The organism is Streptomyces sp. NPDC048415, from assembly GCF_040651675.1.
In the GTDB taxonomy this organism is placed as follows: domain Bacteria; phylum Actinomycetota; class Actinomycetes; order Streptomycetales; family Streptomycetaceae; genus Streptomyces.
Map to the genome: position 1 here is coordinate 13,238 of NZ_JBEZKJ010000079.1, position 17,392 is coordinate 30,629.

Consider the following 17,392-nt stretch of genomic DNA (forward strand, 5'->3'; position numbering starts at 1 on the left):
CCTGCGACGGCTATGACCTCGAACGACGTCCCTGTCCCCGCAGCCGGCTCCGGTGGGCGGCGGCGTGCGCTGGGGCGGGGCCCTGGGGCGGCGCCGCTGCCTGAACCTCCGGTCGAGGTCGTACCGTCCCTGCAGGAACCTCCTGTGGAGGCCGAGCCGCTCGTGGAGGCGGATCCCGAGCCTTCTGTGGAGGCCGAGCCGCCCCCGCCTGAGGCTCCTGGGGAGGCCGCGCCGCCCGAGCCGGAGCCGGAAGCGAGGCCCGAACCCGGGGCCGCTGCTGAATCCGCGCCTCCCGCCGAGCCCGGTGACGGAGTCTTCAAGGTGCGGCTCTCGAACTTCGAGGGCCCCTTCGACCTGCTGCTCCAGCTGATCTCGAAGCACAAGATGGACGTCACGGAAGTGGCGCTGTCGCGCGTCACCGACGAGTTCATGGCGCACATCCGCGCGATGGGGCCGGACTGGGACCTGGACCAGACGACCGAGTTCCTCGTCGTCGCGGCCACCCTGCTCGATCTCAAGGCGGCCCGGCTGCTGCCCGCCGCCGAGGTCGAGGACGAGGCCGACCTGGCCCTGCTGGAAGCGCGGGACCTGCTCTTCGCGCGGCTGCTCCAGTACCGCGCGTACAAGCAGATCGCGGACATCTTCAACGGGCGCCTCGAGGAGGAGGCCCGGCGCTACCCCCGTACCGTCGGACTCGAAGCCCATCACGCGGAGCTGCTGCCGGAGGTGGTCATCACCATCGGGGCGGAAGGGTTCGCCAAGCTCGCCGTGAAGGCGATGCAGCCCAAGCCCAAGCCGCAGGTGTACGTCGACCACATCCACGCCCCGCTGGTCAGCGTGCAGGAGCAGGCCGGGATCGTGGTGGCGCGGTTGCGCGAACTCGGCGAGGCCAGCTTCCGCGCGCTGGTCGAGGACACCGACGACACCCTCACCGTCGTAGCCCGCTTCCTGGCCCTTCTGGAGCTGTACCGGGAGAAGGCCGTCGCCCTCGACCAGGAGGAGGCCCTCGGGGATCTGATGGTGCGCTGGACGGGCGGGGACGCGGACACGGAGCCCGTGGTGACCGACGAGTTCGACCGACCGCCCGAGGAGCCCAAGGAGGAGAAGAAGGCGTGAGCGAGGAGAGCACCGAGATCCCGGCAGGGCCGCGCACCGTCGCCGACCTCGATCTCAAGCCCGCCCTGGAGGCCGTCCTGATGGTCGTGGACGAACCGGCGACCGAGGAACATCTCGCGAAGATCCTTGAGCGGCCCCGGCGGCAGATCGCGGACGCGCTGCGCGAGCTGGCCGACGAGTACACCGTGCAGGGCCGCGGCTTCGAGCTGCGGCTGATCGCGGGCGGCTGGCGCTTCTACAGCAGACCCGAGTACGCCACGGCCGTCGAACGCTTCGTCCTCGACGGGCAGCAGGCCCGGCTCACCCAGGCGGCCCTGGAGACGCTCGCGGTCGTCGCCTACCGCCAGCCGGTCAGCCGATCCCGGGTCTCCGCGGTCCGCGGAGTGAACTGCGACGGCGTGATGCGCACCCTCCTGCAGCGCGGTCTGGTCGAGGAGGCGGGCACGGAACCCGAAACAGGTGCGATCCTGTACACGACGACGAACTACTTCCTGGAGCGAATGGGCCTACGCGGTCTGGACGAGCTCCCGGAGCTCGCGCCCTTCCTCCCCGAGGCGGACGCGATCGAGGCCGAGACGCTGGAAGGGGTCCCGTCGTTCGATCCGGACGCACCGGATGCAGATGCAGACGACACGACGACGACGGAACTTTGATGCGAAGCAGTGGCAGCGGCAGTGGCAGGAACAACGGGCGCGGCAACCCCCGGGGGACCGGTGGGGGCGGCAACTCCCGTGGGTCCGGTGGGGGCGGCAACTCCCGTGGGTTCGGTGGGGGCGGCAAGCCCCGCGGGGCCGGTGGGGGCGGCTCCCAGCCGAAGGGCGCCGCGGCGCGCGACGACAAGCCGAAGCGCGCGGGCAATCCCCGCCCCGAGGAGCGCCGCTACGACGTGGGCCCCGGCGCGACCCACGAAGGCCCGAAGTCGGGGCGCGGCAACGCGGCCCGCGGTGGTGCCAAGGGCGGCCCCAAGCAGGGGCAGCAGCGCGGTGGCCGCACCGAGCCCGCGCGCTCCCGTGAGTACGAGACGCGGTCCGAGGAGCGCAACCGGGACCGGTACGCGGGCAAGCCCGAGGTGAAGACGCCCAAGACCTTTCCGGGCGCCGAGGAGGAGGGCGAGCGGCTGCAGAAGGTGCTCGCCCGGGCCGGCTACGGTTCGCGGCGGTCCTGCGAGGAGCTCGTCGAGCAGGCCCGGGTCGAGGTCAACGGCGAGATCGTCCTGGAGCAGGGACTGCGCGTCGACCCGGAGAAGGACGAGATCAAGGTCGACGGGCTGACGGTCGCGACGCAGTCGTACCAGTTCTTCTCGCTGAACAAGCCCGCCGGTGTCGTCTCGACCATGGAGGACAACGAAGGCCGTCAGTGCCTGGGCGACTATGTGACGAACCGCGAGACGCGGCTCTTCCACGTCGGGCGGCTCGACACCGAGACCGAGGGCGTCATCCTGCTCACCAACCACGGTGAGCTGGCACACCGTCTCACCCACCCCAAGTACGGCGTGAAGAAGGTCTATCTCGCGCACATCGTGGGCCCGATCCCGCGTGACCTGGGCAAGCAGCTCAAGGACGGCATCCAGCTGGAGGACGGGTACGCGAAGGCGGACCACTTCCGCGTCGTCGAGCAGACCGGCAAGAACTACCTGGTCGAGGTGACCCTGCACGAGGGCCGCAAGCACATCGTGCGCCGCATGCTCGCCGAGGCCGGCTTCCCGGTCGACAAGCTGGTGCGCGTCGCCTTCGGCCCGATCACCCTGGGCGACCAGAAGTCGGGCTGGCTGCGCCGCCTGTCGAACACCGAGGTCGGCATGCTGATGGCCGAGGTCGGCCTCTAGTAATCCTGCTGGAGTACTAAGTCTCCCGCGTGCCCATTCGGCCGGTCCCGGAACTGCTCCGGGTCCGGCCGATTCGTTTTCGCCGCTCCGCCGGTCTGTACCGGTGACCGATCCACCGGTGCGTGCCGGTGAGGGAAGGGAGCGGAGATGGCTGCGACGACGGACCGCGACGAGTTCGTACGGTTGACCGATCCGTACCGGCGGGAGCTGCTCGCCCACTGCTACCGCATGCTCGGGTCCGTGGACGACGCCGAGGACCTCGTCCAGGAGACCTATCTGCGGGCCTGGCGGTCGTACGAGGGGTACGAGGGCCGGGCTTCGCTGCGGACCTGGCTGCACCGGATCGCCACGAATACGTGTCTGACGGCTCTGGAGGGCCGGGTGCGGCGTCCGCTGCCCTCGGGGCTCGGGGGGCCGTCAGACGCGCCTGAGGAGCCGCTGAGGGGCCTTGCCACCGATGTCCCGTGGCTCCAGCCGCTGCCCGACGCGCTCATCGACCCGGCGACCGTCGTCGCGGCGCGGGGGAGTCTGCGGCTCGCCGTCGTCGCCGCGCTCCAGAACCTCCCGGCGCGGCAGCGGGCCGTGCTCATCCTCCGGGACGTGCTGGCGTGGCGGGCGCCCGAGGTCGCCACCCTGCTCGGAACGTCGACGGCGGCCGTCAAAAGCACCCTCCAACGCGCGCGTGCCCGGCTCGACGAGGTGGCGCCCGACGAGGACCTGGTGACCGAGCCCGAGGATCCCGGGGATCGCGAGCTGATCGACCGCTACATGGCGGCCTTCGAACACGCCGACATGGACGCGCTGCTGGGGCTCCTCCAGGACGGCGTCGAGCTGGAGATGCCCCCCTACCTGGAGTGGTTCAGCGGCACGAAGGACGTGCTGCGCTTTCTGGGGGTGCGCGTCGGCGAGCGGGGGCGCGTGCGCATGGTGCCCACGCGGGCCAACGGACAGCGGGCGGTGGGGGCGTACGAGCGAGGGGCGGACGGCGCGTACCGGGCGCATTCGTTGCAGGTGCTCGATGTGCGCGCGGCGCATGCGCTGGGTGTGTGGAGCGCACGCGGCACGCACGCCGGGCGTGCGCCGGGCGGGTTGGGCGTCCGCGGGGGGTCCATCGCGCGGATCACCGCCTTCCTCGATCCGGATCTCTTCGTGCGTTTCGGGCTGCCGAGGGTGTTGCCGCCGGTGCCGCCGAAGGCGCTGACGTGAACCCCGGGGAGCTGCTGGAACGCTCGCTCGCGTACGCCCTGGGGAGCGTCGCCGCCGTGGTGCCCGGGAGTCTGGGGCGGCCCACTCCATGTGCCCGGTGGGACCTGGGTGAGTTGCTGGGACACCTCGACGACTCGGTGGAGGCGCTCTACGAAGGAGTTGCCGGGGGCCGCGTGGGGCTGTGTCCCGCGCCGGGCGCGGCCGATCCCGTGTGTGCCTTCCGGGAGCGGGCGTGCGCCCTGCTGGGGGCCTGGGCAGTGGTGTCCGGGCAGGTGACGTCCGCGGAGCGCTCCCCGGGTGTGGGCGAGTCTTCCCCGGGCGAGGGTGACTCCTGCGTGGGCGTGGGCGACCAGTCGCTTGAGCTCGGGCTGCTGGCCGCCGTCGGTGCCGTGGAGATCGCGGTACACGGGTGGGACGTGGCCCAGGCGTGCGGGCGGACACGGCCGATCCCGCCGGGGCTGGCCGCCGAACTGCTCCCGGTGGCGCGGGGCGTCGTCGCGGACGCCGACCGGGGCGTGCGCTTCGCCGAACCGGTCGGCGCGCCGTCGTCGTGGCCCGGGCCCGGCGACCGACTGCTGGCCTTCCTGGGGCGGCACCCCGGACCGCCGCGATTCCTTTTCGGACGGGGCCGGGTCTGCCTTCCGTGAGTGATCCCTTGACCTCACGAAAGGAACCGTCATGGCTGACACGTTGCGTGCCCCGGTCCGTGAACCGGCTGCCGGTGCCGCGCCGCCGCGCCGCGCGTGGACCGTCGTACTGGCCGGACTCGGGGCGCTGCTCTGCTCCCTCGACGTGGTCGTCGTCTCCACCGCGCTGCCCGCCCTGCGGGCCGACTTCGGGGCGAGCCTGTCCGACCTGGAGTGGACGATCAACGCGTACAACCTCGTTTTCGCCTGCCTCACCCCCACCGGCGCCGCGCTCGGCGACCGGTTCGGACGACGGCGCATGTACGTGGCCGGGCTGGCCGTCTTCACCCTCGCCTCGGCGCTGGCGGCGCTGGCGGGCGGCCCCGGCCAGCTCATCGCCGCGCGCGTGGTCCAGGGGGCCGGAGCGGCCGTCCTGCTGCCACTCACGCTGACCCTGATCAGCGACGCCTTCCCGGCCGAGAAGCGGGGCGTCGCGATCGGTGTGTGGGGCGGCGTGACCGGGCTCGGCGTGGCCGCCGGGCCGGTGCTCGGCGGCGCCGTCACCGAGGGCCTGTCCTGGCAGTGGATCTTCTGGCTGAACGTGCCGACGGGGCTGGCGATGCTTCCCCTGGCCGCCCTCAAGCTCCGCGAGAGCTACGGCCCTCGCCCACAACTCGACGTCGTAGGGCTGCTGTTGGCCGCCGTGGGTCTGACAGGGTTGGCCTGGGCGCCGGTGCGGGCGCCGGAGGCGGGCTGGGGCAGCGTCGAGGTGCTGGGCGCGCTGGCCCTCGGCATCGCCTTCGTGGCGGCCTTCCTCGGCTGGGAGCGGTCGCGGGCGCGCTATCCGATGCTGCCGCTCGAACACTTCAGGAAGCGCGGCTTCTCCACCGCCAACGGCACGGTCTTCCTGATGTTCATGTCGCTGCTCGGCTCCCTGTTCATGATCACGCAGCTCTTCCAACTCGGCCTGGGCGAATCGCCGTTGCAGGCGGGCATGCGGATCCTGGCGTGGACCGGAATGCCGCTGCTGGTCGCGCCGATCGCGGGCGCGCTCGCGGACCGCTTCGGGAACCGGCCCTTCATGCTGACGGGCCTCGTCCTCCAGGCGGTCGGCATCGGGCTGCTGGCCCGGCAGGTCGAGCCCGGTGTCGGCTACGGCAGCATGGTCGTGCCGCTGATCATCGCCGGGGTCGGCATCTCCATGGTCTTCCCCACCGTCGCGAACGCGGTGACCTCTGCGGTGCCGCCGGGCGACGCGGGCGTGGCGGCCGGCGTCAACAACGCGCTGCGTGAGCTGGGCGGGGTCTTCGGAGTCGCCGTCGCCGCGGCCGTGTTCACGCGCTACGGCGGCTACGGCTCGGCGAAAACCTTCGTCGACGGCTGCGGCCCGGCCCTGTGGGTCTCGGCGGGGGCCGCGGCGGCGGGGGCGGTGGTGGCGGCGTTCGCCCCGTCACACGCCCAGGCGCAACGCGCGGAGGGTTCCCGGGACCAGGTTCAGCGCCCGGACGGTTCCCGAGTCCGGTCAGAGCACCCGGACGGTTCCCGGACCTAGGCTCAGCGCCCGGACGGCCCCGGCCCCGACACCCGGACGGCCCGGACCTAGGCTCAGGTCCCGCACCCAGCCCGCCCCGTGGGGCGCAGCGCCCGGCCGGTACCCTGCCGGGGCGCGGAGCCAGGTCTCTTCCCGTCCCCGGGGCGCACGGCCGGACAGCCTCCCCGCCCCCGGGGGCGCACGGCCCGGACCGCCCCGCGCCGGAGCTCGGGAGCCGGATGTTTCCCGCGCCCGGGTTCAGCGCCTGACACCTTCCGCCGCCCGGGCCTCAAGGGCTGACCATCCTCCCGACCGGCGCTCGAAATACCGTCAATTTCCCGCCCCCAAGGGCTTGTAGACGCCCGCCCCCCTCTTTATAGTCGGTATGACTATTAGTCAATCTGACTCTAAAGAGGGGGTGGGGGCGTGCTCGCACGGGAGGGCCGCGCGCCCGGCGGCAAGGCACCCGAGGGCTACGACAAGTACGCCTTCGAGCCCTTCGCCGTCACCGTCGACCTGGCCGTCCTGACGGTCCGTGCGGGCGCACTCCAAGTGCTGCTCGTCGAGCGGGGGCAGGAGCCGTACGCGGGCCGCTGGGCCCTGCCCGGCGGCTTCGTGCTGCCGCACGAGTCCGCGGAGGCGGCGGCCCGCCGCGAACTCGCCGAGGAGACCGGCCTCTCGGACGTCTCCGGACTCCACCTCGAACAGCTGCGCACCTACAGCGAACCCGACCGCGACCCCAGGATGCGGATCGTCTCCGTCGCCTTCGCCGCGCTGCTCCCGGACCCTCCCGAACCGCGCGGCGGCGGTGACGCGGCGCAGGCCCAGTGGCTGCGGTACAGCGCGCTCGGCCCGCTCGCCTTCGACCACGACAGGATCCTCGCCGACGCCCACGAACGCGTCGGCTCCAAGCTCGAGTACACCTGTCTCGCCACGTCCTTCTGCCCGCCCGAGTTCACCCTCGGAGAGCTGCGGCAGGTCTACGAGACGGTGTGGGGCACCGCCCTCGACCGGCCCAACTTCCGGCGCAAGGTCCTCGCCACACCGGGCTTCGTCGAACAGGTCCCCGGCGCCGCGCGCCTGACCGGAGGCCGCGGCAAACCCGCCGCGCTCTACCGGGCGGGCGGCGCCAAGTCCCTGCACCCACCCCTGCTGCGTCCCACTTCGGAAGGACGGCCCTGATGACCACCACGACCCTCGCGAAGCGCGCCGCGACTGGATCACTCATCGGTCTCGCTCTCGGCGACGCGCTCGGGTTCCCGACCGAGTTCAACTCCGTGCCGGCCATCCTCGCCAAGTGCGGGCCCTGGCGGCAGATGGCGCTGCCCAAGCCCGCGACGGTCACCGACGACACCCAGATGACGCTGGCGCTGGCGCGGGGGCTGCGCACAGCCATGGACCGCGGCCTGCTCGCCCCGCTGCGGATGGAGCGGCCGGTGCGCGAGGAGTTCGTGGACTGGTACCAGTCGCCCGACAACAACCGTGCGCCGGGCCGCACCTGCCTCGTCGCCTGCAACCTCCTCAAGAACGAGAAGCGCCGCTGGCAGGAGGCCAGCCAGATCGGTTCCAAGGGCTGCGGTGCCAACATGCGCGTGGCGCCGGTCGGGCTCATACGCGGTCTCAGTGACGAACAGCGGGCGGGTGCAGCCCAGTTGCAGGCCGCGCTCACCCACGGGCACCCCACGGCACTGGCCGCCGCCGACCTCACCGCACACGCGATCTGGCTCCTCGGCCAGGGCGCCGAGCCCATGGGACTCGTCGGCCTGCTGCGGTCGTACGCGATCGAGAACCGGCACCGCTACCACTCCCGCTGGCTGGGCGATCTGTGGACCTTCAGCGAGGACGCCACACCCGAGGAGTACGTCGCCCGCGGCTGGGACGAGTGCCTCGACGCCCTCGACCACCTCCGGCACGCCGTGCGCACCGTCTCGCCCGAGACCGACCCCTGCCTGGCCACCGGCGGGGGCTGGGTCGCCGAGGAGGCGCTCGCCACCGGCCTGCTGTGCTTCCTGCTCTTCGTCGACGAACCCCTCACCGCCCTGCGCCGCGCCGCCTGCACCTCCGGCGACTCCGACTCCATCGCCTGCCTGACGGGCGCCTTCGCGGGCGCCCACCACGGCTCGGACGCCTGGCCGACGGCCTGGGCCGACCGCATCGAGTACCAGGGCGACCTGATGTCGCTGGGGGCGCTTTGGGACGCTTGAGGGATGACCGACGTCCTCGACCTCGACCTCAAAGCCGTGGTGGCCGAGCAGCCCGACCCGGTGCTGTTCGCCACCGTGTCCGGAGCGCATCTCTACGGCTTCCCCTCGCGTGACTCGGACGTCGATCTGCGGGGCGTCCATCTGCTGCCCGCGGCCGAACTGGTCGGGCTGCGCGAGCCCGATGAGACCCGCTCCCGCATGTGGTTCCACGACGGCGTCGAGATGGACCTGGTCACCCACGACCTGCGCAAATTCGTACGGCTGATGCTGCGGCGCAACGGCTATGTGCTGGAGCAGCTGCTCTCCCCGCTCGTCGTGCACACCACCGACGCGCACCGCGAGCTGGCGGCACTCGCGCCCGGCGTCCTCACCAGCCATCACGCCCACCACTACCGGGGGTTCGCGACGACGCAGTGGCGGCTCTTCGAGAAGACCGGCGAACTCAAGCCGCTCCTCTACACGTTCCGCGTGCTGCTCACCGGCATCCACCTGATGCGCAGCGGTCAGGTGCAGGCCGATCTGCCGACGCTCGTCGAGCAGACGGCACAGGCTCCCGCCTATCTGCCCGACCTGATCGCCGCGAAGGCGGAACGGGAACACGGTGCGGCCGACATCGACCACGCACGCGTGAGCGGCGATGTGGAGCGGCTGCACACCCTGCTGGACGAGGCGCAGGGCGCCTCAGCGCTGCCGGACGCCCCGTCCGCGTACGACGCTCTGCACGCGTTCGTCGTCCGGGTCCGCCTGGAAGGCTTCCGGGGCGCTCCGGAGGGCTGAGGCGCGGCGTACGCGGATCAGAAAGTCCTCCACGCGCGCGTGGTCCGGTTCCGGTGGCAGCGGGCTGCCGGAGACCGCCTCGGCCGCGTCCGTCGCCAGGCGGGACATCCAGGTCTCGACCCGCGGCCACGGGACCTCCCCGCGCTTCACCGCGAGCAGGGGCTCGCGCTGGTCGCCGACGTCGATCGTCAGCGAGCCGGTGCGCAGCAGATCGCGGGAGCTCATCAGGAGACGTAGGAGGTGCATGGCGTGCTTCCAGCGCGGGGCGCCGTGCCGGCGGACATCGGCCTCCAGCTTCTTGTGCTGGCCCAGCGCGTAACGGGCGAACGTCTCGTGTGTCCGGCGGGAGAGAAACGCCTCGCGGAGGGCGAGCAGCTCGCGGGCCGTGTCGTCGGCGTACTCGACGAGGGGGGAGTGCAGGCACTCCAGGATGTTCGGGTTGGCGCGCAGGGCGAGGGCGCAGAAGCGCTCCAGCTCCCAGCTGAACTGTTCCCGCTCCGGGCCCTCCACGTGCGTCGGCGGCTTCTCGAAGCGCCAGAAAAGCGGGGCCGGGGCGAGGTACACGCCCCGGCGGTCCGTGTCGCTGGTGTCCGTGGCCAGACCGAAGGCGCGCGAACCCATGACACAGGCGTAGATGGTGTGGTCGCGTACCAGGGCCTCGGGATGCATGTCCCGGAGCGTACGTGCCGGCTCACGCCAGGTGGATCGAATTTCCCTCCACCGTGATCTTCTTCGCGGGCAGCGGACGGGTGGCCGGACCGTGCGCCACCGCGGCATTCTCGATCTTGTACTTACTGCCGTGGCAAGGGCAGTTGATGGTGCCGTCCGAGACGGTGCTCACCGTGCAGCCCTGGTGCGTGCAGATCGCCGAGAAGGCCTTGAAGTCGTCCTTCGTCGGCTGGGTGACCACGACCTTCTGGTCCTTGAAGATCTTGCCTCCGCCGACTGGGATGTCGCTCGTCTTGGCCAGCTCCTGGCCGGACGCCGCCGACGACGGCTGGGAGCCGCTGTTGTCGCCGTACTTGCTGCACCCCGCGAGCAGCGCGCACGCCCCGGTAGCGAGAACCGTGCGCCGCGTCGAGCGGTTGGTCATGTCGTCACTCCGAACGTACGGAAGAACCAGAGGGCGGAGGTCAGCCAGATGGCCGTGAGCACGGCGAAGACGAGGCCGCCGACGAACGGCAGCAGCCAGCCGGGCAGTCGCTCCGAGCGGAGCAGCAGCATCTTGGCACTGAAGGCACCGAAGAAGAAGCAACCCAGGAGCGAGTGCCACAAAACGCGCGTTTCGTACGTCTGATAGCCCAACGCGTACAGACAGTGCACCGCGACCGGCACCGCCACCAGGAAGGCGATCCGTCCCGACCAGCGGTGCAGCACCGCCGCCCAGCCGGGCCCCGGCAGTTTTCCGTACATCATGAGCGCCGACACGAACTGCACGAGCGCGAAGAAGAACGCCGTCGTCGCCAGCCATGACTTCACGGCGCCCGTGCTGCTGAATCCGGCGAGGTTGAAGGCGGTCCCCGTCGGGTCGTGCGTCTTGCCGTACACACCGAGGCCCACAGCGACCGCCGCGGCGACCAGGGCCGGGACGAGATAGCGGGCCGGGTTCGGGCGGCGGTGAGCGGGTGGGGGAGAGGGGAAGCCCTGGGTGGCGGCGTTCGGGTCCACGGTCATGATCGGTTCCCTACGGCAGAGCGGTCAGGGGGTGACAGGACGCGCGGTGAGCTGCTGTCCTTCGATCGTCACGGCACCGGTCACCGGGTCGATCCGGGGCGCCGCCGAGGGCTTGCCGTCACGGTCGAGGATGCCGACCTGCTTGCCGCCGGGCAGCACGATCCAGCCGCCGTCGAGCTTGGCGCCGCGCACCGTGGCCGTCGCCCGGTAGAGCCCGGACGGCTTGACGGCCTTGTCGGCGGTGAAGCCGTAGTGCCGCCCGCCCAGGGCGACGGTGCCGCGAATCCGCTTGCCGTCCTCGAGCGTGCCGGTGAGCTCGGCGCCGTTCTTGCCGGTGAGCTTCATGGTGCCGTCGTCCTTGACGTCGCCCTTCAGCCACGACTCCTTGTCGTGCCCGTCGCAGAAGTACGCGATCGCCTTGCCGTCGCGCAGGGAGACTGCGACCGCCGAGGAGTCGTCGTCGGTACGGCCCGCGTAGTCGGCGTTCGGCGGCGCGCTCCTCGAAGGAGAGGGCGACGGCGTGGTCTTCGTGGGCGTCGGGCTCGGCGGCGCCGTGACGCCGGGCGATTCCCGGTACGACGACGCGCTCTTCGTCCCCGTGGTCGCGTTGAGCGAGAGCATGAACACGCCGAGCAGCAGCCCCGCGAGAAGGGTGAGAAGGGGTCCTGGACGCTTCATACGGGCCTCCCCCGAGGCGAGTCTCCTGCCATGAGAGCGGACCGGTGCCCCCGCGTCCAGAGGCGCACGGGTGTGTTCTCACTACAAGTGGCGGATCAGGGCGGTTCGAGTGACATTGGCAGAGTCTGAGGCCGGGCGGTGACCTACCCCCGGCCGCACTCTGGAAAGGCGTGACCATGGCGGGTAACGATCTCGGCAGCCTGCTCGGCGGTCTCCTCGGCGGAGGCGGCCAGAGCGGTACCTCGGGCGGTTCCGGCGCGGGCAACATCCTGGGCGCGTTGCTCCAGTCCCTGACCAACGGCCAGAGCGGCGGCGGCAACCCCCTGGGCGGACTGCTGGACCTGCTCACCAAGTCGGGCCTCGCCGAGCAGAAGAACTCCTGGGTCGGCACCGGCGAGAACCAGCCGGTCACCGGTGCGCAGATCCAGCAGGCACTGCCGGACGAGACCCTCAAGCAGGTCGCCGAGCAGGCCGGCGTCACCCCTGACCAGGCGGCGACCCAGATCGCCCAGGCGCTGCCCGAGACGGTCGACAAGCTGACACCGGACGGAGCGCTCCCCTCCGGCTCGCTGGAGGACCTCATCAAGGCCCAGAACGTCTGAGCCGTGCCGGGTGCGCGGCGGCCGTCTCGCCAGGCGGGCGCCGCGCACCCGCGCGCGCACGGCCTGACTACGCTGGTGTGACAAGACGTGTACGCAGACCAGCGAGGAGTATCACCGTGGCGGTACGAGCGGTCCGGGGCGCCGTCCAACTGGAGCGGGACGAGTCCGGGCACATGGACGAGCAGGTCAGCGAGCTGCTCACCGCCATCCTGGAGCGGAACGCGCTCACCACGGACGACCTGATCAGCATCTGGTTCACGGCGACGCCCGATCTGCACAGCGACTTCCCGGCGGCCGCGGCGCGCAAGCTCGGCATCGTCGACGTCCCGCTGATCTGCGCCCAGGAGCTGGACATCGAGGGCGCGATGCCCCGTGTCGTACGCGTCCTCGCGCACATCGAGTCCGACAAGCCGCGCGCCGACATCGTGCATGTCTACCTGGGCGCGGCGGGCGCACTGCGCAAGGACATCGCCCAGTGAGGACCGCGCTCGTCATCGGAACCGGCCTGATCGGTACGTCGGCGGCGCTGGCGCTCTCCCAGCGCGGCGTCGTCGTCCACCTCGCCGACCACGACCCGGAGCAGGCCCGTACGGCAGCCGCGCTCGGCGCCGGTACGGACGAGGTGCCCGAGGGACCCGTGGACCTCGTGATCGTGGCCGCGCCGCCCGCGCACGTCGCCGCGACGCTCGCCGACGCCATGCGCCGCGGGGTCGCACGCGGCTACCTCGACGTGGCCAGTGTCAAGGGCGGGCCGCGCCGGGAGCTGGAGGCGCTCGGCCTCGACCTCTCCGCGTACATCGGTTCGCACCCCATGTCGGGCCGCGAGAAGTCGGGTCCGCTGGCCGCCACCGGTGACCTCTTCGAGGGGCGTCCCTGGGTGCTCACCCCCACCCGGGACACGGACACCGAGGTCCTGAACCTCGCCCTGGAGCTGGTGTCGCACTGCCGTGCCGTGCCCGTCGTCATGGACGCGGACGCGCACGACCGGGCGGTCGCGCTCGTCTCGCACATGCCGCACCTGGTGTCCAGCATGGTCGCCGCGCGGCTGGAGCACGCGGAGGAGGCGGCGGTACGGCTGTGCGGGCAGGGCATCCGTGACGTGACCCGCATCGCGGCCTCCGACCCCCGGATGTGGATCGACATCCTCTCCGCGAACCCCGGGCCGGTCGCCGACCTCCTCGCGGACGTCTCCGCCGACCTCGAGGAGACGGTGCGTGCGCTGCGTGCGCTGCAGTCCTCCGACGATGCCAAGCGGCGGGAAGGGGTCACCGGTGTGGAGGACGTGCTGCGGCGGGGGAACGCGGGGCAGGTGCGGGTGCCCGGCAAGCACGGGTCCGCTCCGCGGGCGTACGAGGTCGTGGCTGTCCTCATCGACGACCAGCCGGGGCAGCTGGCGCGGATCTTCGCGGACGCGGGGATGGCTGGGGTCAACATCGAGGACGTACGGATTGAGCATGCGACGGGGCAGCAGGCCGGGCTGGTTCAGCTGATGGTGGAGCCGAAGGCGGCGGGTGTGTTGAGTGGGGCGTTGCGGGAGCGGGGCTGGGCGTTGCGGCAGTAGGGGCGGGCGGGCCCGGCGGGCGGCAGCCCGCCGTCTGCCCGCGGCCGGGCCTGGTTTCCTGCGCCCGGCTCCGGCTCCGGCTCCGGCTCCGGCTCCTGCGCCCGGCTCCGGCCCCGGCCCCGGTTCCGGTTCCGGCCTCTGCTCCGGCCCGGCTCCGGTCCCGGTTGCGGCCCTGGCCCCGGCACTGGCTCTGGCGTCGGCTCCGATCCCGCTCAGGCGCCCGCGGCGGGCCCGGGGTCCTGCGCCTGCGGCGGGCTCTCGCCCCCTCCGCCCCTACCCGTCCCATACCTGGGGCTCCGCCCCAGACCCCGCCAAGGGGCGCTGCCCCCTGGACCCCCGCTCCTCAAACGCCGGAGGGGCTGGATTTTGCCCCCGGGCTGAATCCTTCCCCGGGACTGAATCTTGCCCGGGACTGAAACCTTGCCCCGGGACTGAAACCTTGCCCCCGGGACTGAACCCTGCCCCGGGACTGAACCCTGCCCCGGGGCTGAACCTCGCCCCCGGGACTGGATTTCGCCTCCGCTCCTCAAACGCCTCAGGGGCTCGATTTTCCCGGCCCGGCTCGGGCTGTGCAGCGCCGTGCGGGGGTGCTCGGTCTACCCAGTAACCTTGTGCGGGGCGCGATCGTGTCCCGGACAGACCTCCACCCCGCACCAGGAAGGTGTCTCCACCGTGGAAAACGGCGCCGCTCGGACCGCCCCGGCTGTGATTGTCGCCATTGACGGCCCCTCCGGCACGGGCAAGTCGAGCACCTCGAGGGCCGTGGCCGCGCAGCTCGGGCTGAGCTACCTGGACACCGGGGCCCAGTACCGGGCGATCACATGGTGGATGGTCAGCAACGGCATCGACGTCACGGACGCGTCCGCGATCGCCGCCGCGGCGGAGAAGCCGGAGATCATCTCCGGGACGGACCCGTCCGCGCCGACGATCTCGGTGGACGGGACGGACGTCGCGGGCCCGATCCGTACGCAGGAGGTCACCGCCAAGGTGAGCGCGGTCAGCGCGGTGCCGGAGGTGCGTGCCCGGATCACGGAGCTGCAGCGCTCGCTCGCCGCGTCCGCGGAGAACGGGATCGTGGTGGAGGGGCGTGACATCGGGACGACCGTGCTGCCCGACGCCGATCTGAAAGTCTTCCTCACCGCCTCCCCGCAGGCGCGCGCCGCCCGCCGCAGCGGTGAGCTGAAGGGCGCGGACATCAACGCCACCCGCGAGGCGCTCATCAAGCGCGACGCGGCCGACTCCAGCCGCAAGACCTCTCCGCTCGCCAAGGCGGACGACGCGGTCGAGGTGGACACCTCCGACCTCACGCTCCAGCAGGTCATAGAGTGCGTCGTCACCCTTGTCGAGGAGAAGCGGGCCGCCAAGTGACCGCACCCTCGGAGCGGGGAGCCGAGGTCGGGCGCCGCATCGGCGTCGGACTAATGTACGGGCTGTGGAAGCCGCGTGTCCTGGGCGCCTGGAAGGTCCCGGCGAGCGGCCCGGCGATCCTCGCCGTGAACCACTCGCACTTCATCGACGGCCCGATGGTGATGGGCGTGGCGCCCCGGCCCACGCACTTCCTGATCAAGAAGGAAGCGTTCATCGGCCCGCTCGACCCTTTCCTGCTCGGCATCGGGCAGGTGAAGGTGGATCGCGACACCACCGACCGCACCGCCATCACCGATGCCCTCGGCGTTCTGGCCAACGGTGGCGTTCTCGGGATCTTCCCGGAGGGCACCCGGGGCGAGGGTGACTTCGCTTCGCTGCGTGCCGGGCTCGCGTACTTCTCCGTACGCAGCGGAGCGCCGATCGTCCCGGTGGCTGTGCTGGGAAGTTCCGAGCGGAGCAGCCGGTTGATAAAGGGGCTGCCTCCGCTGCGCAGCCGGGTCGACGTCGTCTTCGGGGACCCCTTCGAGGCGGGCGACGGCAGCGGACGGCGTACGCGCAAGGCGCTGGACGAGGCGACCACGCGCATCCAGAAGCAGCTGAGCGCCCATCTGGACCACGCCAGGCGTCTGACCGGACGCCCGGAAAACGCCGGGCGCCCCACCGGGCCCTAGGCGACACTTGAGTAGTGGATCAGCCGGTATGCGGCGGTCCACCGATCACCACGAATGAACGACGAGGTACGGACTTCATGAACGACCACATCCAGCCCGAGGGCTCGGCAGAGCACGAGCACGGGGCGCTTGGCGATGCCGAGTACGCGGAGTTCATGGAGCTCGCCGCGGAAGAGGGCTTCGACGTCGAGGACGTCGAGGGCGCGATCGAGGCGGCGGGCCACGGTCCGCTGCCCGTCCTCGCCGTCGTCGGCCGTCCGAATGTCGGCAAGTCGACCCTGGTGAACCGCATCATCGGCCGCCGCGAGGCCGTCGTCGAGGACAAGCCCGGCGTCACCCGCGACCGCGTCACCTACGAGGCCGAGTGGGCCGGCCGCCGCTTCAAGCTCGTCGACACCGGCGGCTGGGAGCAGGACGTCCTCGGCATCGACGCGTCCGTGGCCGCGCAGGCCGAGTACGCGATCGAGGCGGCCGACGCGGTCGTCTTCGTCGTCGACGCCAAGGTCGGCGCCACGGACACCGACGAGGCGGTCGTACGACTGCTGCGCAAGGCCGGCAAGCCCGTCGTCCTGTGTGCCAACAAGGTCGACGGCCCGAGCGGCGAGGCCGACGCCTCGTACCTCTGGTCGCTCGGTCTCGGTGAGCCGCACCCGGTCTCCGCGCTGCACGGCCGCGGCACCGGCGACATGCTGGACGCCGTCCTGGAGGCGCTTCCCGAGGCGCCGGCGCAGACCTTCGGCGCCGCTGTCGGCGGCCCCCGCCGCATCGCCCTCATCGGCCGCCCGAACGTCGGCAAGTCCTCGCTGCTGAACAAGGTGGCGAACGAGGACCGCGTGGTCGTCAACGAGGTCGCCGGCACCACCCGCGACCCGGTCGACGAGCTGATCGAACTCGGCGGTGTCACCTGGAAGTTCGTCGACACGGCGGGCATCCGTAAGCGCGTCCACCTTCAGCAGGGCGCCGACTACTACGCCTCGCTGCGCACGGCCGCCGCCGTCGAGAAGGCCGAGGTCGCGGTCATCCTGATCGACGCGTCCGAGACCATCTCCGTCCAGGACCAGCGCATCGTCACGATGGCCGTCGAGGCGGGCCGCGCCATCGTCCTCGCCTTCAACAAGTGGGACACCCTCGACGAGGAGCGCCGCTACTACCTGGAGCGGGAGATCGAGACCGAGCTCCTCCAGGTGGCCTGGGCGCCGCGGGTGAACGTCTCGGCGCGCACCGGACGGCACATGGAGAAGCTCGTCCCGGCGATCGAGACGGCCCTGGACGGCTGGGAGACCCGCGTCCCGACCGGCCGTCTGAACGCCTTCCTCGGCGAACTGGTCGCCGCCCACCCTCACCCGATCCGCGGCGGCAAGCAGCCCCGCATCCTCTTCGGCACGCAGGCGGGCACCAAGCCCCCGCGCTTCGTGCTCTTCGCTTCCGGCTTCATCGAGCACGGCTACCGGCGCTTCATCGAGCGCCGGCTGCGCGAGGAGTTCGGCTTCGAGGGCACCCCGATCCACATCTCGGTGCGGGTGCGCGAGAAGCGCGGAGCCAAGAAGAAGTAG

At 71.7% G+C, this 17,392-nt stretch carries 19 protein-coding genes; 15 read left to right on the top strand and 4 right to left on the bottom strand.

Going from position 1 to position 17,392, the window contains the following annotated elements; all coding sequences use genetic code 11:
* Positions 1 to 12 precede the first annotated feature (12 nt).
* The 9 genes from AB0D27_RS34765 (at position 13) to AB0D27_RS34805 (ending at position 9,285) form a co-directional block, all read left to right on the top strand.
* Complete coding sequence (locus AB0D27_RS34765) at positions 13 to 1,116, top strand: segregation/condensation protein A (RefSeq protein WP_362516589.1); 1,104 nt, start codon at positions 13 to 15, stop codon at positions 1,114 to 1,116.
* Positions 1,113 to 1,769, top strand: coding sequence for an SMC-Scp complex subunit ScpB (gene scpB, locus AB0D27_RS34770; protein WP_362516591.1), 657 nt, complete (start codon positions 1,113 to 1,115; stop codon positions 1,767 to 1,769). Before AB0D27_RS34765 ends, scpB begins: the two co-directional genes overlap by 4 nt.
* Complete coding sequence (locus AB0D27_RS34775; protein WP_362516593.1) at positions 1,769 to 2,941, top strand: pseudouridine synthase; 1,173 nt, start codon at positions 1,769 to 1,771, stop codon at positions 2,939 to 2,941. The genes scpB and AB0D27_RS34775 overlap by 1 nt, the downstream gene beginning before the upstream one ends.
* A gap of 147 nt (positions 2,942 to 3,088) precedes the next feature.
* On the top strand, positions 3,089 to 4,147 hold the full coding sequence (locus AB0D27_RS34780) for a sigma-70 family RNA polymerase sigma factor (protein ID WP_362516595.1): 1,059 nt from the start codon (positions 3,089 to 3,091) through the stop codon (positions 4,145 to 4,147).
* The gene (locus AB0D27_RS34785) at positions 4,144 to 4,794 is read left to right on the top strand and encodes a maleylpyruvate isomerase family mycothiol-dependent enzyme (RefSeq protein ID WP_362516597.1); all 651 of its coding nucleotides are present in this window, start codon (positions 4,144 to 4,146) and stop codon (positions 4,792 to 4,794) included. Before AB0D27_RS34780 ends, AB0D27_RS34785 begins: the two co-directional genes overlap by 4 nt.
* 31 nt (positions 4,795 to 4,825) lie before the next feature.
* The gene (locus AB0D27_RS34790; RefSeq protein ID WP_362516598.1) at positions 4,826 to 6,325 is read left to right on the top strand and encodes an MFS transporter; all 1,500 of its coding nucleotides are present in this window, start codon (positions 4,826 to 4,828) and stop codon (positions 6,323 to 6,325) included.
* 405 nt (positions 6,326 to 6,730) lie between these two features.
* Complete coding sequence (locus AB0D27_RS34795; RefSeq protein ID WP_362516599.1) at positions 6,731 to 7,486, top strand: NUDIX domain-containing protein; 756 nt, start codon at positions 6,731 to 6,733, stop codon at positions 7,484 to 7,486.
* A complete protein-coding gene (locus AB0D27_RS34800) occupies positions 7,486 to 8,508 on the top strand; it encodes an ADP-ribosylglycohydrolase family protein (protein WP_362516600.1) in 1,023 nt (340 codons plus the stop codon). Before AB0D27_RS34795 ends, AB0D27_RS34800 begins: the two co-directional genes overlap by 1 nt.
* A gap of 3 nt (positions 8,509 to 8,511) precedes the next feature.
* The gene (locus AB0D27_RS34805) at positions 8,512 to 9,285 is read left to right on the top strand and encodes a nucleotidyltransferase domain-containing protein (protein WP_362516602.1); all 774 of its coding nucleotides are present in this window, start codon (positions 8,512 to 8,514) and stop codon (positions 9,283 to 9,285) included.
* Here the strand turns inward: AB0D27_RS34805 and AB0D27_RS34810 are convergent.
* From AB0D27_RS34810 to AB0D27_RS34825, 4 genes are read right to left on the bottom strand one after another with little or no spacing between them, the layout of a single operon-like run.
* On the bottom strand, positions 9,190 to 9,954 hold the full coding sequence (locus AB0D27_RS34810; protein WP_362516604.1) for a nucleotidyltransferase domain-containing protein: 765 nt from the start codon (positions 9,952 to 9,954) through the stop codon (positions 9,190 to 9,192). The two genes, AB0D27_RS34805 and AB0D27_RS34810, sit on opposite strands and share 96 nt — an antisense overlap.
* A gap of 22 nt (positions 9,955 to 9,976) precedes the next feature.
* On the bottom strand, positions 9,977 to 10,378 hold the full coding sequence (locus AB0D27_RS34815) for a Rieske (2Fe-2S) protein (protein ID WP_362516606.1): 402 nt from the start codon (positions 10,376 to 10,378) through the stop codon (positions 9,977 to 9,979).
* Positions 10,375 to 10,959, bottom strand: a complete 585-nt coding sequence (locus AB0D27_RS34820) for a DUF6529 family protein (protein ID WP_362516608.1) — start codon at positions 10,957 to 10,959, stop codon at positions 10,375 to 10,377. The genes AB0D27_RS34815 and AB0D27_RS34820 overlap by 4 nt, the downstream gene beginning before the upstream one ends.
* A gap of 24 nt (positions 10,960 to 10,983) precedes the next feature.
* Complete coding sequence (locus AB0D27_RS34825) at positions 10,984 to 11,637, bottom strand: hypothetical protein (protein WP_362516610.1); 654 nt, start codon at positions 11,635 to 11,637, stop codon at positions 10,984 to 10,986.
* Positions 11,638 to 11,813: 176 nt separating this feature from the next.
* Between AB0D27_RS34825 and AB0D27_RS34830 the strand changes: the two genes are divergently transcribed.
* The 6 genes from AB0D27_RS34830 (at position 11,814) to der (ending at position 17,392) form a co-directional block, all read left to right on the top strand.
* The gene (locus AB0D27_RS34830; protein WP_362516612.1) at positions 11,814 to 12,239 is read left to right on the top strand and encodes a YidB family protein; all 426 of its coding nucleotides are present in this window, start codon (positions 11,814 to 11,816) and stop codon (positions 12,237 to 12,239) included.
* Positions 12,240 to 12,355: 116 nt separating this feature from the next.
* A complete protein-coding gene (aroH, locus tag AB0D27_RS34835; protein WP_362516613.1) occupies positions 12,356 to 12,718 on the top strand; it encodes a chorismate mutase in 363 nt (120 codons plus the stop codon).
* Positions 12,715 to 13,800 carry a prephenate dehydrogenase gene (locus AB0D27_RS34840; RefSeq protein WP_362516615.1) on the top strand — a complete coding sequence of 362 codons (1,086 nt, stop codon included), beginning with the start codon at positions 12,715 to 12,717 and terminating at the stop codon, positions 13,798 to 13,800. Before aroH ends, AB0D27_RS34840 begins: the two co-directional genes overlap by 4 nt.
* 672 nt (positions 13,801 to 14,472) lie before the next feature.
* Complete coding sequence (gene cmk / locus AB0D27_RS34845; protein ID WP_362516617.1) at positions 14,473 to 15,168, top strand: (d)CMP kinase; 696 nt, start codon at positions 14,473 to 14,475, stop codon at positions 15,166 to 15,168.
* Positions 15,126 to 15,839, top strand: a complete 714-nt coding sequence (locus AB0D27_RS34850) for a lysophospholipid acyltransferase family protein (protein ID WP_362516619.1) — start codon at positions 15,126 to 15,128, stop codon at positions 15,837 to 15,839. Before cmk ends, AB0D27_RS34850 begins: the two co-directional genes overlap by 43 nt.
* Before the next feature lie 77 nt (positions 15,840 to 15,916).
* A complete protein-coding gene (gene der / locus AB0D27_RS34855) occupies positions 15,917 to 17,392 on the top strand; it encodes a ribosome biogenesis GTPase Der (RefSeq protein ID WP_362516621.1) in 1,476 nt (491 codons plus the stop codon).